General features: G+C 46.8%; 11 protein-coding genes. 4 read left to right on the top strand and 7 right to left on the bottom strand.

The annotated features are described in order from the left end of the window. Window positions 1–1,094 (top strand): hypothetical protein (locus KDK17_RS01495; RefSeq protein ID WP_257287186.1); only part of this gene is annotated, 1,094 nt, incomplete at its 5' end. Window positions 1,095–1,350: 256 nt separating this feature from the next. Here the strand turns inward: KDK17_RS01495 and rnt are convergent. The 3 genes from rnt to KDK17_RS01480 form a co-directional block, all read right to left on the bottom strand. Then, complete coding sequence (rnt, locus tag KDK17_RS01490; protein ID WP_257276430.1) at window positions 1,351–1,950, bottom strand: ribonuclease T; 600 nt, start codon at window positions 1,948–1,950, stop codon at window positions 1,351–1,353. Between the two features lie 92 nt (window positions 1,951–2,042). Beyond that, window positions 2,043–3,095 (bottom strand): dihydroorotase, encoded by a 1,053-nt coding sequence (pyrC, locus tag KDK17_RS01485; protein WP_257276426.1) that lies wholly within the window; start codon window positions 3,093–3,095, stop codon window positions 2,043–2,045. A gap of 285 nt (window positions 3,096–3,380) precedes the next feature. Then, on the bottom strand, window positions 3,381–3,590 hold the full coding sequence (locus tag KDK17_RS01480) for a hypothetical protein (protein WP_257276427.1): 210 nt from the start codon (window positions 3,588–3,590) through the stop codon (window positions 3,381–3,383). A 63-nt stretch (window positions 3,591–3,653) separates the two neighbouring features. Here KDK17_RS01480 and KDK17_RS01475 point away from each other — a divergent pair, with 63 nt between their 5' ends. Next, window positions 3,654–4,868 (top strand): argininosuccinate synthase, encoded by a 1,215-nt coding sequence (locus tag KDK17_RS01475; RefSeq protein WP_257276428.1) that lies wholly within the window; start codon window positions 3,654–3,656, stop codon window positions 4,866–4,868. 277 nt (window positions 4,869–5,145) lie between these two features. On the opposite strand, the gene KDK17_RS01470 is transcribed toward KDK17_RS01475, so the two are convergent. Then, complete coding sequence (locus KDK17_RS01470) at window positions 5,146–7,584, bottom strand: hypothetical protein (protein WP_257287185.1); 2,439 nt, start codon at window positions 7,582–7,584, stop codon at window positions 5,146–5,148. 631 nt (window positions 7,585–8,215) lie between these two features. Here KDK17_RS01470 and KDK17_RS01465 point away from each other — a divergent pair. After that, window positions 8,216–10,771 (top strand): hypothetical protein, encoded by a 2,556-nt coding sequence (locus KDK17_RS01465; protein ID WP_257279921.1) that lies wholly within the window; start codon window positions 8,216–8,218, stop codon window positions 10,769–10,771. Between the two features lie 128 nt (window positions 10,772–10,899). On the opposite strand, the gene KDK17_RS01460 is transcribed toward KDK17_RS01465, so the two are convergent. Continuing rightward, the gene (locus tag KDK17_RS01460; protein ID WP_257279920.1) at window positions 10,900–12,180 is read right to left on the bottom strand and encodes a hypothetical protein; all 1,281 of its coding nucleotides are present in this window, start codon (window positions 12,178–12,180) and stop codon (window positions 10,900–10,902) included. Window positions 12,181–12,528: 348 nt separating this feature from the next. Between KDK17_RS01460 and KDK17_RS01455 the strand changes: the two genes are divergently transcribed. Then, window positions 12,529–14,244, top strand: a complete 1,716-nt coding sequence (locus tag KDK17_RS01455; protein ID WP_257287184.1) for an ankyrin repeat domain-containing protein — start codon at window positions 12,529–12,531, stop codon at window positions 14,242–14,244. A gap of 70 nt (window positions 14,245–14,314) precedes the next feature. On the opposite strand, the gene KDK17_RS01450 is transcribed toward KDK17_RS01455, so the two are convergent. Beyond that, on the bottom strand, window positions 14,315–15,763 hold the full coding sequence (locus KDK17_RS01450) for a hypothetical protein (protein ID WP_257287183.1): 1,449 nt from the start codon (window positions 15,761–15,763) through the stop codon (window positions 14,315–14,317). Between the two features lie 44 nt (window positions 15,764–15,807). Then, a partial coding sequence (locus KDK17_RS01445; protein WP_257287182.1) for a hypothetical protein occupies window positions 15,808–16,000 on the bottom strand: 193 nt, incomplete at its 5' end.

Genomic DNA, 16,000 nt, shown 5'->3' with positions numbered 1-16,000 from the left:
TGCTTAAGCATCATTTTCCCGGCAAGCTGGAAAAAGGTGAAATGTCACACGTTTTGCTTGAATATCCAAAGCTTGAGAGCCTGCCAGAAAATCTAATCAGAATATTTGCCAAATATGCACTTCCGGAGCTTGGATTACCTGAAGGGTTGCCCAAACAGTTGTTATTAGACAACATTGTGAATGCTGTCAGCCCTTCAAAGTTAAAGTATATGCAAACTCATCTGGGCCACCCTCAGTGTCTTCAGCAGCTGATTGGGTTATTCATAACCCATCTGCCGTTAATGGCAACAGATGAATCTAAAAATTTTATTTTTCAGGATCAAACCGGTCATTTTAGCGTCTTTTCTATCCGAAAAAATGATAATGGGCGTTATCGTATTTTTGTCGTTGATAGTTTAAGTGTTTTTAAGCGTCACTATGATGGTCGGGTTTATTCGTATTTGGCACATTTTGTCAGTTTGGCTTTAACACTGGCGTTAAAATATCATGGCTTTACTGATTCCCGGTTTTACTTCCTGTCTGAACGTCAAGGTAGCGGCTTAGGCAGTGAGTCATTCATGTTACACGACCTGAAAACATTGTTGGAATTCCCCATGTTGGCGGGTAACGGTTATTATGCGGACAAAGAACCTCTTACTAATGGCAATATGTTCAAGTTTTTTTTGAACATAACGTATGACTTGGACGCTGAGCAACTCGGTCGATTGCGAGTCAATGGGGAGATTAAGTATTTTACGGACACAGTAGATAAACCTGCACTTGATGCACGTGACGTGAACACCCTTATCTCTGTGTCGCTCGATACCTGGAGTGTATTGGGGCTGGAACCAGATTTGTTTAAAATTTATCAATTACGTCAGTTTCCTCAGAGGTTTGCACATCTGACCCAAGGGCAGCTGCGTCTGAAGCAATTGCTTGAGACATTCCCTGAAGAACAACAACAAGAGGTGGACAAGGTAGTTGATGACACTCGGGGCTTGTTGTCTGGTAATGATGGAATCTGCAATAACAACACTAATCTGGCTGCTACTCTGCTGTGGATGAAAATGAATATTGAGTTACTGGGTATGAAGCGCTCCGGGCAGGAAGAATAAAAGAGATATCCGGAATTTCGCCACCAATGGTTGTGATCAATTTCAAACCATGAAATTTACTCAGCCTTGGTGATTTGTTCGAGTGGTTGCCACAAGCAACTCTCTCAAAAATTCCGGAACCCATTTATCTTCACACCCACCCACCAATCACAGTGCTCTGGTAATACCCGGCCCAGTCACAAAAAAAGTGCCCAGTTGCCAGGAGGCATCAGGGCCATCAAACCAGGCAAAGACAACAATGGTACTACAAGCCTCTTTACAACCAGCCGCCCAGATCCTTCCAGCGATTGACGATAGAGCAGAACAGCTCGGCGGTTTTCTCTGTATCATAACGAGCGGAGTGGGCTTCGCCCTTATCGAAATGAATCTCTGCGGCTTCGCAGGCTCTGGCCAGCACTGTTTGCCCATAAGCCAATCCTGACAGGGTAGCGGTATCAAAGCAGGAGAAGGGATGAAAAGGATTACGTTTGATATCACACCGCTCTGCTGCGGCCATCAGAAAACCAAGGTCAAATGACGCATTGTGACCCACCAGTACTGCCCGGTTGCAACCCTGCTTCTTAACTTCCTTGCGTACTGTTTTGAAGATACTGTTCAGTGCTTGTTCTTCTTCAGTGGCAATACGAAGCGGGTGGAAGGGATCAATACCGATAAACTCTATCGCCGACTGTTCAATATTGGCACCTTCAAAGGGTTTAATATGGAAAGACTGAGGCTTACCGGGGTGCACATAGCCGCTTTCGTCCATTTCAATGACTACTGCCGCAATTTCCAGCAGGGCATCGGTGACGGAATTGAAACCTCCGGTTTCCACATCCACCACAACGGGTAAAAAACCACGAAAGCGGTTGGCCATCAGATGGCTGTCATCGACCACGGAATCTCCTTAATTCTTTCAGAGTCAATGGAAAGTCAGCCATCTGAAGGCAGACTTTCCGGTCTTCAGTGTCAGTTCAGGTCTTGCAAGCGCCAGCTCAGGGTTTCGCCTGCACGCAGAGGAATCACCTGATTGTCTCCCAGAGGGATGGACTCTGGCAATTGCCATTCTTCCTTAATCAGGCTTACTGAAGTCTGGTTTCTGGGCAGAGCGTAAAAATCCGGACCAAAGTGGCTGGCAAATCCTTCCAGTTTATCCAGTGCATTCATGCTCTCAAAGGCTTCAGCATACAATTCCAGGGCTGCCGGTGCGGTATAGCAACCTGCACAGCCACAGGCGGTCTCTTTGGCATCTACGGTATGAGGTGCAGAGTCGGTGCCGAGGAAAAATTTCGGGTTGCCACTGGTTGCGGCTTCGAGCAGAGCCTGCTGGTGGATATTACGCTTCAGGATCGGCAGGCAGTAGTAATGAGGGCGAATCCCTCCTGCCAGCATATCGTTGCGATTGTACAGCAGGTGGTGTGCAGTAATTGTTGCGGCTACATTGCTGTGGCTGCTTTTGACAAATTCGACAGCATCAGCGGTGGTAATGTGTTCCATAACCACTTTCAGGTCAGGGTGCCGAAGAGTAATGTCTCGCAGGTAGCGATCAATGAAAACTTTTTCACGATCGAAGATATCAATATCTTTGTCAGTAACTTCAGCGTGTACCAGCAGTGGCAGGCCCACCTCCGTCATAGCGATCAGACTTTCTTCAATGTTGCTGATGTCGGTGACACCGGAGTCAGAGTTGGTGGTTGCCCCGGCTGGATAGAGTTTCAGAGCTTTGACATCGCCTCTGGCCTTGGCTTCGCGAACTATTTCGGGTGTGGTGTTATCTGTCAGGTACAGCGTCATCAGTGGTTCAAAATGAACGCCCGCAGGTACATGCTCAAGGATTCGGGCCTTGTAAGCGGCAGCGTCATCGGCATTCAGCACCGGTGGACGCAGGTTGGGCATAATAATAGCGCGGGTAAAATTCCTGGCTGCAGAACGCACCGTTTCGGCCAGGGCTGCGTTGTCTCTCAGGTGGATATGCCAGTCATCAGGGCGTGTCAGGGAGATCTTTTCTTTCGCTATGGGCATTTGCGTCATCTTCTGAAGAGTACCTGTTCCAGAGAAGGAAAGAGTGACTGCTGAATAGCAACAGTGTAAACGTGTTTTTCTCACGAGTCCGCTAAATACAGCAAAGGATGATCAAAAAACACGTTAATAATGTGTTGTAGATTGGAGAGTCAGGAAGACTCTCTTCACTGAGGTGGCATCGTATCTAAAATTATGCTGGCTTGGTAGTGATATTTACCCATCGCATAGTGCCTTTCAACCGGTTTTCAGGACTTCAAGAGTAGTGCTTTTCCAATTGTTTGCACATTATTTGGTCTCTATCTGATCAGGTAGACTGCCTGTGAGATTTCTGGTCTGGAAAATAAGGGAGTATTCGAGAATAATGGTGTCCGCTTTGTCGCTATCCGAAGTCGGTTGGGTGGTTTCCACATCGGGCTTGTGGAGCTGTGAGGTAGCCATCAAACAATGAAGTGATGAATTTATATTCTGGTTTAATGAATAAATATTGATTTTCAATGCTGGATCATCAATACTCTCTCACAAATCAGGTTTTACCGTATCGGGAATTGGGAGTGCTCGGTGAAAGAGATCAAAAAAGTAGTACTGGCCTATTCGGGTGGGCTGGATACCTCAGTCATTGCTAAATGGCTGGAAGATACTTATCAGTGCGATGTTGTAACATTTACTGCCGATCTGGGTCAGGGCGAAGAAGTTGAGCCTGCCAGAGCCAAGGCAGAAGCTTTGGGCATCAAAGAGATCTATATCGAAGATCTGCGTGAAGAGTTTGTACGGGATTTTGTGTTTCCGATGTTCCGGGCCAATACCCTCTACGAAGGAGAATACCTGCTGGGCACTTCTATTGCCCGCCCTCTGATTTCCAAGCGACTGATAGAAATTGCCAATGAGACGGGGGCCGATGCCATCTCCCACGGAGCTACCGGCAAGGGCAATGACCAGGTGCGTTTTGAACTGGGTGCCTATGCCCTCAAGCCCGGTGTGCAGGTTATTGCTCCCTGGCGTGAGTGGGATCTGAATTCCCGTGAAAAACTGCTGGCCTATTGTGAAGAGCACGGTATCCAGGTTGAGAAGAAGAAAGGTAAGTCTCCTTATTCTATGGATGCCAACTTGCTGCACATCTCCTACGAAGGTGGCATTCTGGAAAATCCCTGGGCTGAAGCCGAAGAAGATATGTGGCGTTGGAGCGTATCTCCGGAAAAGGCCCCGGACCAGCCACTGTATCTGGAACTGACCTATAAGAAAGGCGACATCATTGCCATTGATGGACAGGAAATGACACCTGCAACTGTGTTGACTTACCTCAACAAAGTCGGTGGAGAAAATGGCGTGGGACGTCTGGACATTGTCGAGAATCGTTATGTCGGTATGAAGTCTCGTGGTTGCTATGAGACTCCCGGTGGTACCATCATGCTGAAGGCACACAGAGCGATCGAATCCATCACGCTTGATCGTGAAGTGGCGCATCTTAAAGACGAGCTTATGCCTAAGTATGCGAAACTGATTTACAACGGTTACTGGTGGTCTCCCGAGCGTGAGATGCTTCAGAAGATGATTGATGAAAGTCAGGAGTGCGTGAACGGTGTCGTACGACTGAAGCTCTATAAGGGTAATGTAGTGGTTGTTGGTCGTCAGTCTGATGACTCCCTGTTTGATGAGAATATTGCCACGTTTGAAGATGATGCCGGTGCTTATGATCAGGCAGATGCTGAAGGCTTTATTAAGCTGAATGCATTGAGGCTGAGAATTGCTGCCAACAAAGGGCGTAATCTTAATTAAGTGAGCGAGATATTGCTCGCGGAAATCACTTCATAATCTGCCTCCTGCTTCGGCGGTTGTATAGCCTTGGTTCCCACCCTCTCCAGTGTGGGAACCCGTGCCTTGTTTCAAATTTTAGAGCCCGTTTTTCGGAGTAAACAGATGTCTGCACAAAGAGGCTGTCTCGAAACCCTCAAACAAGTGCAATTTTAGTTTAGGTAAACAGTCTCTTTTCCAGCCCCGGGACTGCTCCTGAAAAGCCACTGAGTCCGGGGAAAGGGCAGTGTCAGATCAAGTCTTACTTATGAACTTTACCTGCTGGATTACTGCATTCATCACCTGGAGTTACACCAATCTGCTTACGTTTTCGATGTCTTCTTTTGTGCTGAGACAGGGCTTGAGCATTTTTACTGACCCTTCCGCATGGCTGCATTTGGCCGTCCTTCCCAACCACACGTATGTAGCAGATTTGTTGCCCGGTGTGCTCTTTTCTTTTGTGATACGACAGGTATTTAGCATTCTTACAGATCTCTCCGCATGGCCGCAATAGGCCGTCATCCCCAATCACGCTAACCTTACAGCTTTGTTGCCCGGTGTGGTGTATTCTTTTGTGATCCAACAGGGCGCGAGCATTCTTGCAGACCTTCCCACATGCCCGCAACTGACCATCCTCTCCAACCATTGCTAATTCACAGGATTTTTGCCCGCTGTGATATCCGATTTTGTGATCAGACAGGACTTTAGAATTCTTGCAGATTTTACCGCATGGCCGCAGCTGACCATCCTCTCCGACCACTGCTACTTCACAGGACTTTTGCCCGCTGTGTTCTCCGATTTTGTGATTTGACAAGACTCTGAAACTCTTGCAGATTTTTCCACATGGCCGCAGCAGCCCGTCCACCCCGACAACAATTGCATCACAGGTTTGTTGCCCGGAGTGATTTCTTTTTTTGTGTTCCGACAGGGCTAGAGCACTTTTACAGACTGTTCCGCATGGCTGCGGCTGGCCATCCTCCCCGACTATGGTTTCGTCACAGGTTTTTTGCCTGTTGTGGTTTCTTCTTATGTGAGCCAACAGGGAGCGAGAATGCTTGCAGACCTTACCGCATGGCTGAAGCTGACCATCCTTCCCGGTCACGATCGCGTCACAGGTTTGTTGTTGCCCGGAGTGGTATCTATTTTTGTGATTCGAGAGGTCTTGAGCATGCTTGCAGACCGTCTTGCAGGGCCTTAGCTGGCCATCTTTCCCAACCACAGTTACATCACAGATTTTTTGCCCGGTGTGAACTTTGCTTTTGTGAACCGACAGAGAAGCAGCATTCTTGCAAACCACCCCGCAAGGCTGCGGCTGACCATCCTCCCTGATGACAGTCAGGTTACAGGTTTGTTGCCCGGTGTGGGCTCTGCTTTTGTGAGCCGACAGAGAGGTTGCATTCTTGCAGATTATCCCGCATGGTCGCGGTTGACCGTCCCGGGTCACGATCACGTCACAGATTAATTGTCTGCTGTAGTGCTTATTATTAGGTTCCGATAGAGCCTGTTGCCAATATTTAGCTCCTTCGGGAGCAAGGTAGCCAGTCTCTGGTATCGCCAGATGATCATTGACTGGTTCTTTAGTGGCATTTGTATAGGCGGCTCCGGTGCTCAGTGAGTCTATGCTGGCCCAGTCAAAGTCGATCCCATCCAATTCGATCCCATCCAAGTCGATCCCATCCAAGTCGATCCCATCAAAGCCGACCCTGTTTATGGGGTTAAAGCTATTAGCTGGGTTGACGTCAATACCACGCATCTGTGGCTCAAACAGTTGATAAGCATCAAATGAGATCTGAGTGTCAGGGTGATTACTCAATACTTTGAAACTTGAGTTGTTTTGGGAAGGTGTCATGCTTAGAAGATCAAAATGATCCGTGTTACCAAGGTGGTATCCATCCGCCAAATCAGAGGATGAGCCATTTCCGGCTGTCGACATTTTTTCTGAATTCAGCGTCCATTCAGCGAGCTCTTTGCAACCGGATAATGGTCGGAATAGACAAACGCCACGACAGGGATGGAAGAAACAATTAAAACCCAAAGTATGTGAGTGTTGATGAGGGCCCGGGTTACCACCTCCATAGTCAGTATTTTGAGGGTCAGTAAACGAGGCCTGTGGGCAGCTTGTAGCTGCCGGGGCTTGCTCCTCCGGTGATTCTGATGGCTGGTATTGATGTTGATCATGTCCGGAGCCAAACATTATGGTAATGGTCGCAAGCGAGTGATCATGACTGGGCTCTTGCTGTTCAATCGGGTTTAACAGAGGTGAATCTGGGTTCCAATAGCTTTTTAAAAACCAACCGACCGATATAACCACTTTCAGAGGTAGCCATGAATAAGGGAAGCTCCGGGGAGTCTCTTTGATGATGGGGATAAGTGCGTAGCCAACCAGCCTATGAGTAGCGTAACGCAATTGCCGCGAGATCGATTCAATAAGGTTCGTTTTTCCCCCATAACCTTCGGGTTTTTGTGGTTTGTCATCAAATGGCGAATCTGTTTCTGCAGCGCTGTTTGAGTCGACAATGTCTGATGATGAGGTACCCGGCCATGTGTGTCGATCACGTTTTGTAGAAAAGTTCTGGTTTGTAAAACCTGCATGCTGTTCAAGTTCGACAACAAAACGTCTTGTCAACGGCTTAGCCTGGCAGATGACTGACAATAACAGGAACAGCAACAGCGGTGCTACAAAGAGTGAGTGTCTAATCATTCTGTCCTTGCTATCTGGTCTACAGAGAGGAAGGATAGATCACCTCACGAAATAGGGTGTCGTAAATATCTGCGTTCACATGCTTCAGTGTTGAAATCCAGACGTTTTCTCAAGTTGCACAGATCATTTTTCGTTGTGTATACATTCCCAGGCAAAGAGGTTGTTGCAAAAGCAGCAGGTAAAGCCAGGCCACTTGTTAACGCTGCATCGGTGAAGGGGGGCACTTCTGCGGTAGCCTCTGGAGCGTGGAAACGAATTGAATCACGTTTTTATCATTCATCAGATTCATGTTTTTGATTTAATAGCATCAATGCAGGATATTTAGCTTCTTATTTAGTGGGGTTGTTTTGTTAATAGAATGAAATATTGAGTAACAAAAGAAAACCGAAGCCCTTTAATAAGGTGACCTGCATCAATGAATTGGTGTTTTCATGGTCTTTCGGGTTAAGTCGATTGTTTTAATTCAATATCCTTTCTGCTGTCAATTGATCTTGTTGTAGCGCCTGCTGGTTTGCTTACTGCACAGATAAAAGTGCGAATAGTTTTGGGCGAATTGAGATCAAAATTTCTTGTTAATAAGCTTATTTAAATACCCTTCACCGAGAGTGATGAAAAATAATTACAAGGAAAAATGATGCAGTACACACGTTTAGCCAAAGCGATTGCATTGACTCTACCTGCTATGTTGCTGGCAGGTTGTGATGATGTTCTAAACGACGATGTTGATGAAGTTACCCTGCAACCCCAGACGTTGAAGTTTGATCCAGCCAATGGTGTTATTCCTTACCCCAACGATATTGTTGGGCTCGATGAAGATGGCACACTGAAAGTACCCGGAGAGACAGATTGGGCTGATACTCCGGGTGATAGCCCTAATACCTTTTGGAACTACTATGGCACTCAGCAGTGGGGTACATCGGTTCCAATGGTTCTGGAATTTGTCAAGGCTCCGGAAGAATCCGGGGGCTCACCCGGCATTGATCCGGCTACGTTTCAGGGAAGCATTAAAATGTTCCGTGAAAACGCTGACGGCACGCTTGAAAGTCTTATTTGGAATGAAGATTTTCGAGCGATTCTGGCAAAAGCGGGCACTATTAATATTGAGCCTCTGAAGCCTTTTGATGAAGATACCCGCTATTTTGTCACTCTGACAACGGGAGTTAAGGATGTTCATGGTCAATCTTTGCAGGCTTCATCTGCCTATAAGCAGCTCTTAAGCAGTAATGATGAAATGGGGCTGCATTTGCAGGATGTGATTGATCGGTTGGCAGGGGCTGGTATTTCTGACAACAGTATTATATATGCGGCTGATTTTACTACGGGCACTAATGTTAGTGTGATTCGACCTGTTGTTGAAAACTACCTTAATGAGTACTCATCAGACACCAAGATCACAAATTTAGTACCAGAGGCTGTTCCATCAGATCAGAAAAATACGCTTGTTGCAGGGTTTTCTGATCTGCTGAAGAAGGAAGGCGTGTCCATTCCAGAACCAGATTCGACAGAAACGCCTGAATACCGGGTTTTCTCTGCGACCATCAACTTGCCGGCCTATCTGGACACACCTGAGATGGGGCAGAACTGCGATTACAATGAATATGTTGACAGTATGCAGGAAGGTGGCAGCCATGACAGTCATCCTGAGAACTTCAATGAGTACAGGGTGGCACCACAGGTATTCTGCTCAGGCGCTTTCAGTTATTTCCAAACAAACGACGGTACGCCTATCAATGCCAGCAATGCTTCTGATATCCGAGTGTTTAAAGAGCCGGATCAAAATGCCATAAATGCCAGAATCTATCTGCCTTCTGGTGCAGTTCCCGCTGACGGATTTAAAGTGGTTATGCATAGCCACGGCTTCGGTAGTTCAAAAGATGAGGCTGAGCTGTTTGCTGAACAACTGGTTGGATCCGGTTATGCTGTGGTTGCCATCGACCATCCTCTGCACGGTGACAGAGTAGTAGATATTGATGGCGACGGTGTCGCTGATCTGGATGCTTCGGTTCGTCGGACTGATTATGCCAGTCCTGAAAATCTGTTAACCACCCGTGGCTTTATGTGGCAGGTGGCTCTGGATTATGTCGGCATTCGCATGGCTATTGCCAATGGTGTGGGAGACGATCAGGGTAATACGCTTCTTGATACCGGGAATGTACATATGTTAGGGAGTTCGCTGGGAGGAATTCACAGCACTATTATCTCTGGAATGATCAGAGATGCTCAGGAGAATATACCCGCTTATAAAGAGCAACTGGATCTGAAGACAACAACGGTGAATGTACCCGGTGCTGGTGTAGCCACCGTTCTGATGCAGTCTCCTGTTCTATTTCCCGAATTGCAAGAAGACGTTCTGCACTCTGCTGCTTTCCGTTTATTTATGGCTGAAAAACTGGGTTTATATAATCCTGTAACAGAGCTTTCTAAAGATGAAAAAGTGGCGGCTCTCGATAAAACCGATGAGTATCGCGATGGCTTGGAAGGTGTCGATCTGACCCGGACCGATCAGATTACTGATGAGGAAATACGTCAATTGGCCGATGACGTGCTGGCAGCCAGTGCTGCCATGGGTAACTCATCACCAGCTGACTTTGCTGAATTTGAAGAGCAAATCTGGGTAGCCTACGAAAGCCCTGCCGAGATTGCTTATCAGGCCATTATTGATCCTTCCGATCCGATCAGTTATGCCAGGGTGCTGGCTCAATATCCCGATGAGCCCATTCTGTTGAGTGAAGCGGTCGGAGACGGTTCAAACGATTTGAATATAGCGGGTCTTGCTATTGCTCTGGCGACAGAGGGTAATGAATACAATCCGGGTGACTTTGTGATTGTAAACCAAGCGGATGAAATGCCTCTGGGTGGTACAGATCCTCTGATCAGAACATTAGGTTTGGATCTGCTGGTTGGTGGTGAAAATGGTGAAAAGAGCGTTACCACCATCCGTGGCGCTTCCCGTTATGGTTATGGCACTCATATGTCCAGTTTTGTTCCTATGCCTTTGGCTATAATCGATCCGGATCTGCTGCCCAATGACATGCAAGTTCATAATAGCATTGTTAAAGCCACTCTTTCATTCATGGACTCGAACGGGTCTTTTGTGGAAGTTAAAAACTATGGCCTTACCAATGGCGATAATCTTTTGCTGCCTGAAGAGGATTTCCCGGAGCAGCCAGAGTATAAGAGGAGATAATTCTTGCTTTAAAGAGGGTGTTGCATAATCCTGGTTCCCAAGCTTTTAGGCACTGCGGGTCTCAGTTTGGGAACGAGTCAGAGAAGGGCTGCATTTATCAACAGTCTCTTGGTACGCCCTAAAACACTCTATTTTTTCCTTTGTTCCTCAAATTCACTCTTTGCCAATTGGTAACCGGGAGCACCAGGAGCATAATAGAGTTCATTAAACAAGTCTTCGGTTTTAATACTTCCCAAAAAACCACATGTCAGTGAAGATTCGTAGCTTGTTTTTTTTGCAGTGCCAATTATTGTGAATATCATCTTGCCTCTATAGTAGATGCGATGATAACCGGTAACACTGCCATCACACTCTGGACGGACACTAAACGGTTGTGAAATTTTTGAAATATCGGAAGGTTCAAGATGTTCAAGTAACTCGATGGCATTCCTGAATACCTGGATATCCGGAGAAGGAGATTCTGCTTTGGAATGCACATCATTTTCAATGAGAATAGTCATTAACCAATTCATTTGCTTTATGATTCGTGACACAAAGACTCTGGTTTTGTACGCTACTTTTGCGTCAGCCTGATGGGCCTGTGATGGAAGGGGTTGTATTTCTGTCATTGCATAATGAGCGCGGCCTAACGATTTTTCTGCGGAAATCAGTGCCCCTTCAGCGAACTCACTTCTATTGGGTGCTTTTCGGAGTTCACAAACGCCGTGACAGGAATCGGCGTAACACGCTAAACCCAGAGTATGTTGGTCTTGTTCGGGGCCTTCGTTACCGCCACCAGAGCCAGACGACAGGAGACTGTTGACAGAGCCTGTAGCATGAGTGGTTACCCCAGAGGCTTGCTGACCGGATGATTGTGATGGCGGGTTTTGTTGGTCACTTTGTTTTAGGTTGCAGTGTTGTTGGTTTTGTTCAGGAAGCGTCGTTGTGGTGATCGTAAACGGGTCATCCTGACTTACCTCCAGTTGATCTCTTGGGTTAAACAGCAGTGAATCGGGATTCCAATAGTGTTCTAAAAACCAGCCGACAGCGACAAACGCCTCTTCAGGTACCCATGAATAAGGTTTGCCGCCAAGAGCGGCACCATGGGTAGTCAGGATCAGTTCGTAAGCAATCAGCAGATTGGTGACGCGAAGCAACTGCCATGAAATAGACTCAGTAAAGGTCGTTGTTAACCCGTAACCGCCAAGTCTGAGTGGTGTGTCATCAGGCGGCAAAAAACCTGCATAATCGTTTGTGTCGGTAAGGTACTTCGGATTGTCCAACAATGTATTCAGGTCGTGCTTAACAAAAAAGCTCTGATAGGTCTGTTGATGCTCCATAACAAAACGCCTTGTCAACGATTCTGCCTGACAGATGACAGATATAGACAGAAGCAGCAACAGCCGCGCCGCAAAGAACGATTGTTTCATTATTCGATCCATGCATTACCAGATTCGTAGTCGGGAAAGGTAGATCAGGGAAATAGCAAATCAAGAAAATATGCGTGTCTTGCTGTCTATAACAAAAGGTTGCACTGATATGGCAAAATATGTCCCTCATATTCACTTTTTGCAGACTGGTAGTCGGGAGCATCAGGAGCATAATAGAGTTCATTAAATAAGTCTTCGGTTTTAATAGTTCTGCGTATTCTGGCATCTTCTTCCCGATGCATTTTTATCTGATGCAACCTTTGGTTTTTGACAAAAAAACCGTTTTTTTGATTTGTCACTTTCCCGATCTATTTTTTTCTTTATAAATTAGAGCGTAGAGATGGAATAATGAGAAACTCATTCTTTGTGACACTGCTAGCGATAATATCTGTCTTCTGCCAAGCCGAAGTGTTGACAATGCGTTTTGTTGTCGATTCTCAACAGGATGCAGGCTTTTCAAACCAGGGCTTTTCTATAAAGAGTGATCCCAATACACTGCCGCATATCCCTTCAGACATCGCTGACAAAGATGGCTATCCAGGGTCAAATTTTCTGTCTTCTGATAAACGACATAGACTTAGCGGTTATGAGTTAAAGGCGGCCCTTACCAAGTTCATTTCAGTGCAATGGCTTTACGCTACGAATCTGGTGCTTGCTTACGAACGTGTCTTTACCATCCATGACGCCGCTCTGGGCGTCAAGCCGATTTCATGGCTACCTTTAGAAGTGTTTGTCCTTATTGGTTTACTTTTGAAAAGCTATTGGAAACCCGATTCACTGCTGTTTAACCCGATAGAACAACTGGTGGTCAGTCAGGATGAGCCGTTTGCGATCACCTCTATGATGCTCCCCGGAAATGACCAACAATACGGCCAACAAAACCAGCAGCCATCATCATCCAGTCAGCAAGCCTCAGGAGCTACCTCCACCCAACTTAACGGTTATTCTACCAGCCCTCTGTCTTCTGGTTCTGGTGGCGGTAACGAAGGCTCCGAACAACACCAGCATACTTTGGGTTTGGATTGTTACGTCGATTCCTGTCATGGCGTTTGTAAACTCCGATCATCAACCGATAGCAAAGAGTCCGCTGAAGGGCCGCTGAATAATGGTGTTTTTCCAGCTCAATTCTGCACTGAACGCACTGATATCATCCAGGCAATCGGCTATGTTAGCGTGTCTGTTTCATCCATAAATCCAGAAATGGTGTGCACCTTGCTTAATCAAGGGTTTGATGCAAATGCTCGGGGCCACAAGGGTTCACTACTGCATTATGCGGTATGGGCAGGTCAGAGTAATACTGTCGAATTTCTGTTGGCTCATGGTGCTGACCCCAATGCCCCGGACCGCACAGGTCGCTGTCCGCTATGGTTTGCGGTATGGGATGGACATGTTCAAATCGTTGAGCTGCTGTTGCATAGCGGTGCCAGTCTGTATCATTACAGCTATTCTGCCCGTGCGCTGCTGTTGTGCGGGGCGATTCGCAGTGGTCCGCAAATGACAGCCATCCTTCTGGCCAACGGCGTGGAGCCGAATGATCCCGGAGGCATGATATTTCCTTTGTCTGTGGCGGTAGGCGCACTTTTTCCGCGTCTAGAGGCGACTAAGCTCATGCTGGCCAATGGTGCCAAGCCAAATGCTCGTGATTTTATGGGCGTGAAAGTTGTTCATCGAGCTCTGCAAAATATGCTAGGTTATTTTCATTACCCAAAAAAAGCAGAAATCATCACCCTTTTGCTGGACAACCACTTTGATCCATATGAGCAGTTTCGGGTTTGCCCAAATAGCGGTAATGATCACAATAAGCCCGATTTTAGCCTGCTTCATGAGGCTGAAAAGTTCGGGCATATCAAAGCTGTTAACATCCTGAAGAATTATACGCCGAAACTTTATCAACCGGCGTCGTTACAGTGTTGGGCCCGTGCCTCTATCCGCTCGCGGCTGATACAGAACCGGATTAACCTGGCGCCGGCCCTGTCCACCAATTCTCATTGCCTGCAGCAGCTGCCCAGGCACCTGAAAGTTTTTTTGTACCGACCGTTATCCTTTCAGGACAGCAGCAATTAAGAACTTACCGGCTCAGTGGTCTGGAAATTCTCTTGCTGGATTAGCCAGTGTACCTTCCCTGACTATTCTATTATCTCTTGAATGCCTCATATTCATTTTTTGTAGATTGGTAACCGGGTGCACCAGGAGCGTAATAGAGTTCATTAAATAAGTCTTCAGTTTTAATCTTTGCTGATTCCCCAGATGTCCAGCGTTCTGCAAATCTGGTTTCACTTTCAGTTTGTGTCACCGTGAATAACACATTATCCCTGTAATAGACGATGTACCAAGTATCGCTGTAGCCACTACAGTGTGAACAGTCACAATTCGAGTCAGTCATTTCAGAACCTTGTGAAATATCGGAAGGGTCAAGATATTCAAGTAGTTCGATAGCATTCCTGAATGCCTGAATATCCGGGGTAGGGGGTTCCGTTTTATAATGCACATCGTTTTCAATGAGAATAGTGATTAACGAGTTCATGTGCTCTATGATTTCAGAGACAGTATTACCCGCTGTTTCGTTTGATTCATCTATTTCGGTGCCAGGCACGGCGTTAACAAGTGACTCAGAATGCTCATCTACTTCCTCTAACTTGGGCTTTTTCGCCTTTTGCCCTGTCTCATCTTTGCTTGCTTCTTCTGTGGCATCTTCATTCGATCTTTTGCGAAGCCAACACGATGAAGTCTCGGTTTTACTCGCTTCTTCTGTGGCATCCTCATGGGCGTGTGGCTGAGAGGGTTGTGTTTCTCTCGTCTCATGATGAGTGTGTTCTGTCGGACTTTCTGCGAAAGTCAGCGTCCCTTCAGCTGATTCACCGCCGTTGGATGCTTGTCGGAGTTTACAAACGCCGTAACAGGAATCGACGTAACAATCCAAACCCAGTGTGTGCTGGACTTGTTCAGGACCATCATTACCGCTGCCAGAGCCAGACGACAAGGGGCGGGTGACAGACCCACCGACATGGTTAGTTGTCCCTGAGGTTTGCTGGCCGGATGATTCTGATGGCGGGTTTTGGTGGTCACTTTGTTGTTGGTTTTGTCCGGGGAGCGTCATAGTCGTGATCACAAACGGCTCATCCTGACTGACCTCCAGTTGATCCCCGGGGTTAAAGAGCAGTGAATAGGGGCTCCAGTAACTTTTTAAAAGCCAGCCGACAGCGACAAACGCTTCTTCAGGTATCCATGAATAAGGTTTGCCCCTCAGAGCAGTGTCTCTGGTGGTCAGGATCAGTTCGTATGCAACCAGCACGTTGGTGGCGTAAAGCAATTGCCATGAAATGGACTCAATAAAGGTCATTGTTATCCCGTAACCGCCAGGCTTGTGTTGTTTGTCACCGGGCGGCAAAAAAACCGAATAGCCGTTGGTGTCGGCAAGGTACCTCGGATTGTCCGACAATGAATTCAGGCTGCGCATAACAGAAAAGCTCTGAGTGGTCTGTTTATGCTCGATAACAAAACGTCTTGTTAGAGATTCTGCCTGACAGATAGCAGACAGAGGCAAAAGCAGCAACAGCATTGCCGCATAAAGCGATTGTTTCATTATTCGATCCATACGTTACTAATTTTGAAGTGAGGAAAGGTAGATCAGGGAAGTGGTAATTCAAGAAAATAAGCATGTTGTGCTGTCAAAAACCAAAGGTTGTACTGATATGGGTTGAAAAGATATTGCCTGCCCGGTTGTCCATTGCGACCTTTTGGAAAAGAACTTCCTTGGTCATCGCCTTCTAGCAGCCTGTCGGACTTAAGCGTCCGTAGCGAGGATTGCAAGAAATTGAGG

Origin of the sequence: Endozoicomonas sp. SESOKO2, assembly GCF_024606245.1 — a bacterium.
In the GTDB taxonomy this organism is placed as follows: domain Bacteria; phylum Pseudomonadota; class Gammaproteobacteria; order Pseudomonadales; family Endozoicomonadaceae; genus Endozoicomonas_A.
The sequence above is the reverse complement of the archived record's forward strand: the minus strand, read 5'-3'. Positions and strand labels throughout refer to the sequence as shown.

Excerpts from the sequence above, each read along its gene's own strand:
- rnt (WP_257276430.1), bottom strand. The coding sequence starts at position 1,950 with ATGGCCAACCGCTTTCGTGGTTTTTTACCCGTTGTGGTGGATGTGGAA.
- pyrC (WP_257276426.1), bottom strand. The coding sequence starts at position 3,095 with ATGCCCATAGCGAAAGAAAAGATCTCCCTGACACGCCCTGATGACTGG.
- KDK17_RS01470 (WP_257287185.1), bottom strand. The coding sequence starts at position 7,584 with ATGATTAGACACTCACTCTTTGTAGCACCGCTGTTGCTGTTCCTGTTA.
- KDK17_RS01465 (WP_257279921.1), top strand. The coding sequence starts at position 8,216 with ATGATGCAGTACACACGTTTAGCCAAAGCGATTGCATTGACTCTACCT.
- KDK17_RS01460 (WP_257279920.1), bottom strand. The coding sequence starts at position 12,180 with ATGAAACAATCGTTCTTTGCGGCGCGGCTGTTGCTGCTTCTGTCTATA.
- KDK17_RS01455 (WP_257287184.1), top strand. The coding sequence starts at position 12,529 with ATGAGAAACTCATTCTTTGTGACACTGCTAGCGATAATATCTGTCTTC.
- KDK17_RS01450 (WP_257287183.1), bottom strand. The coding sequence starts at position 15,763 with ATGAAACAATCGCTTTATGCGGCAATGCTGTTGCTGCTTTTGCCTCTG.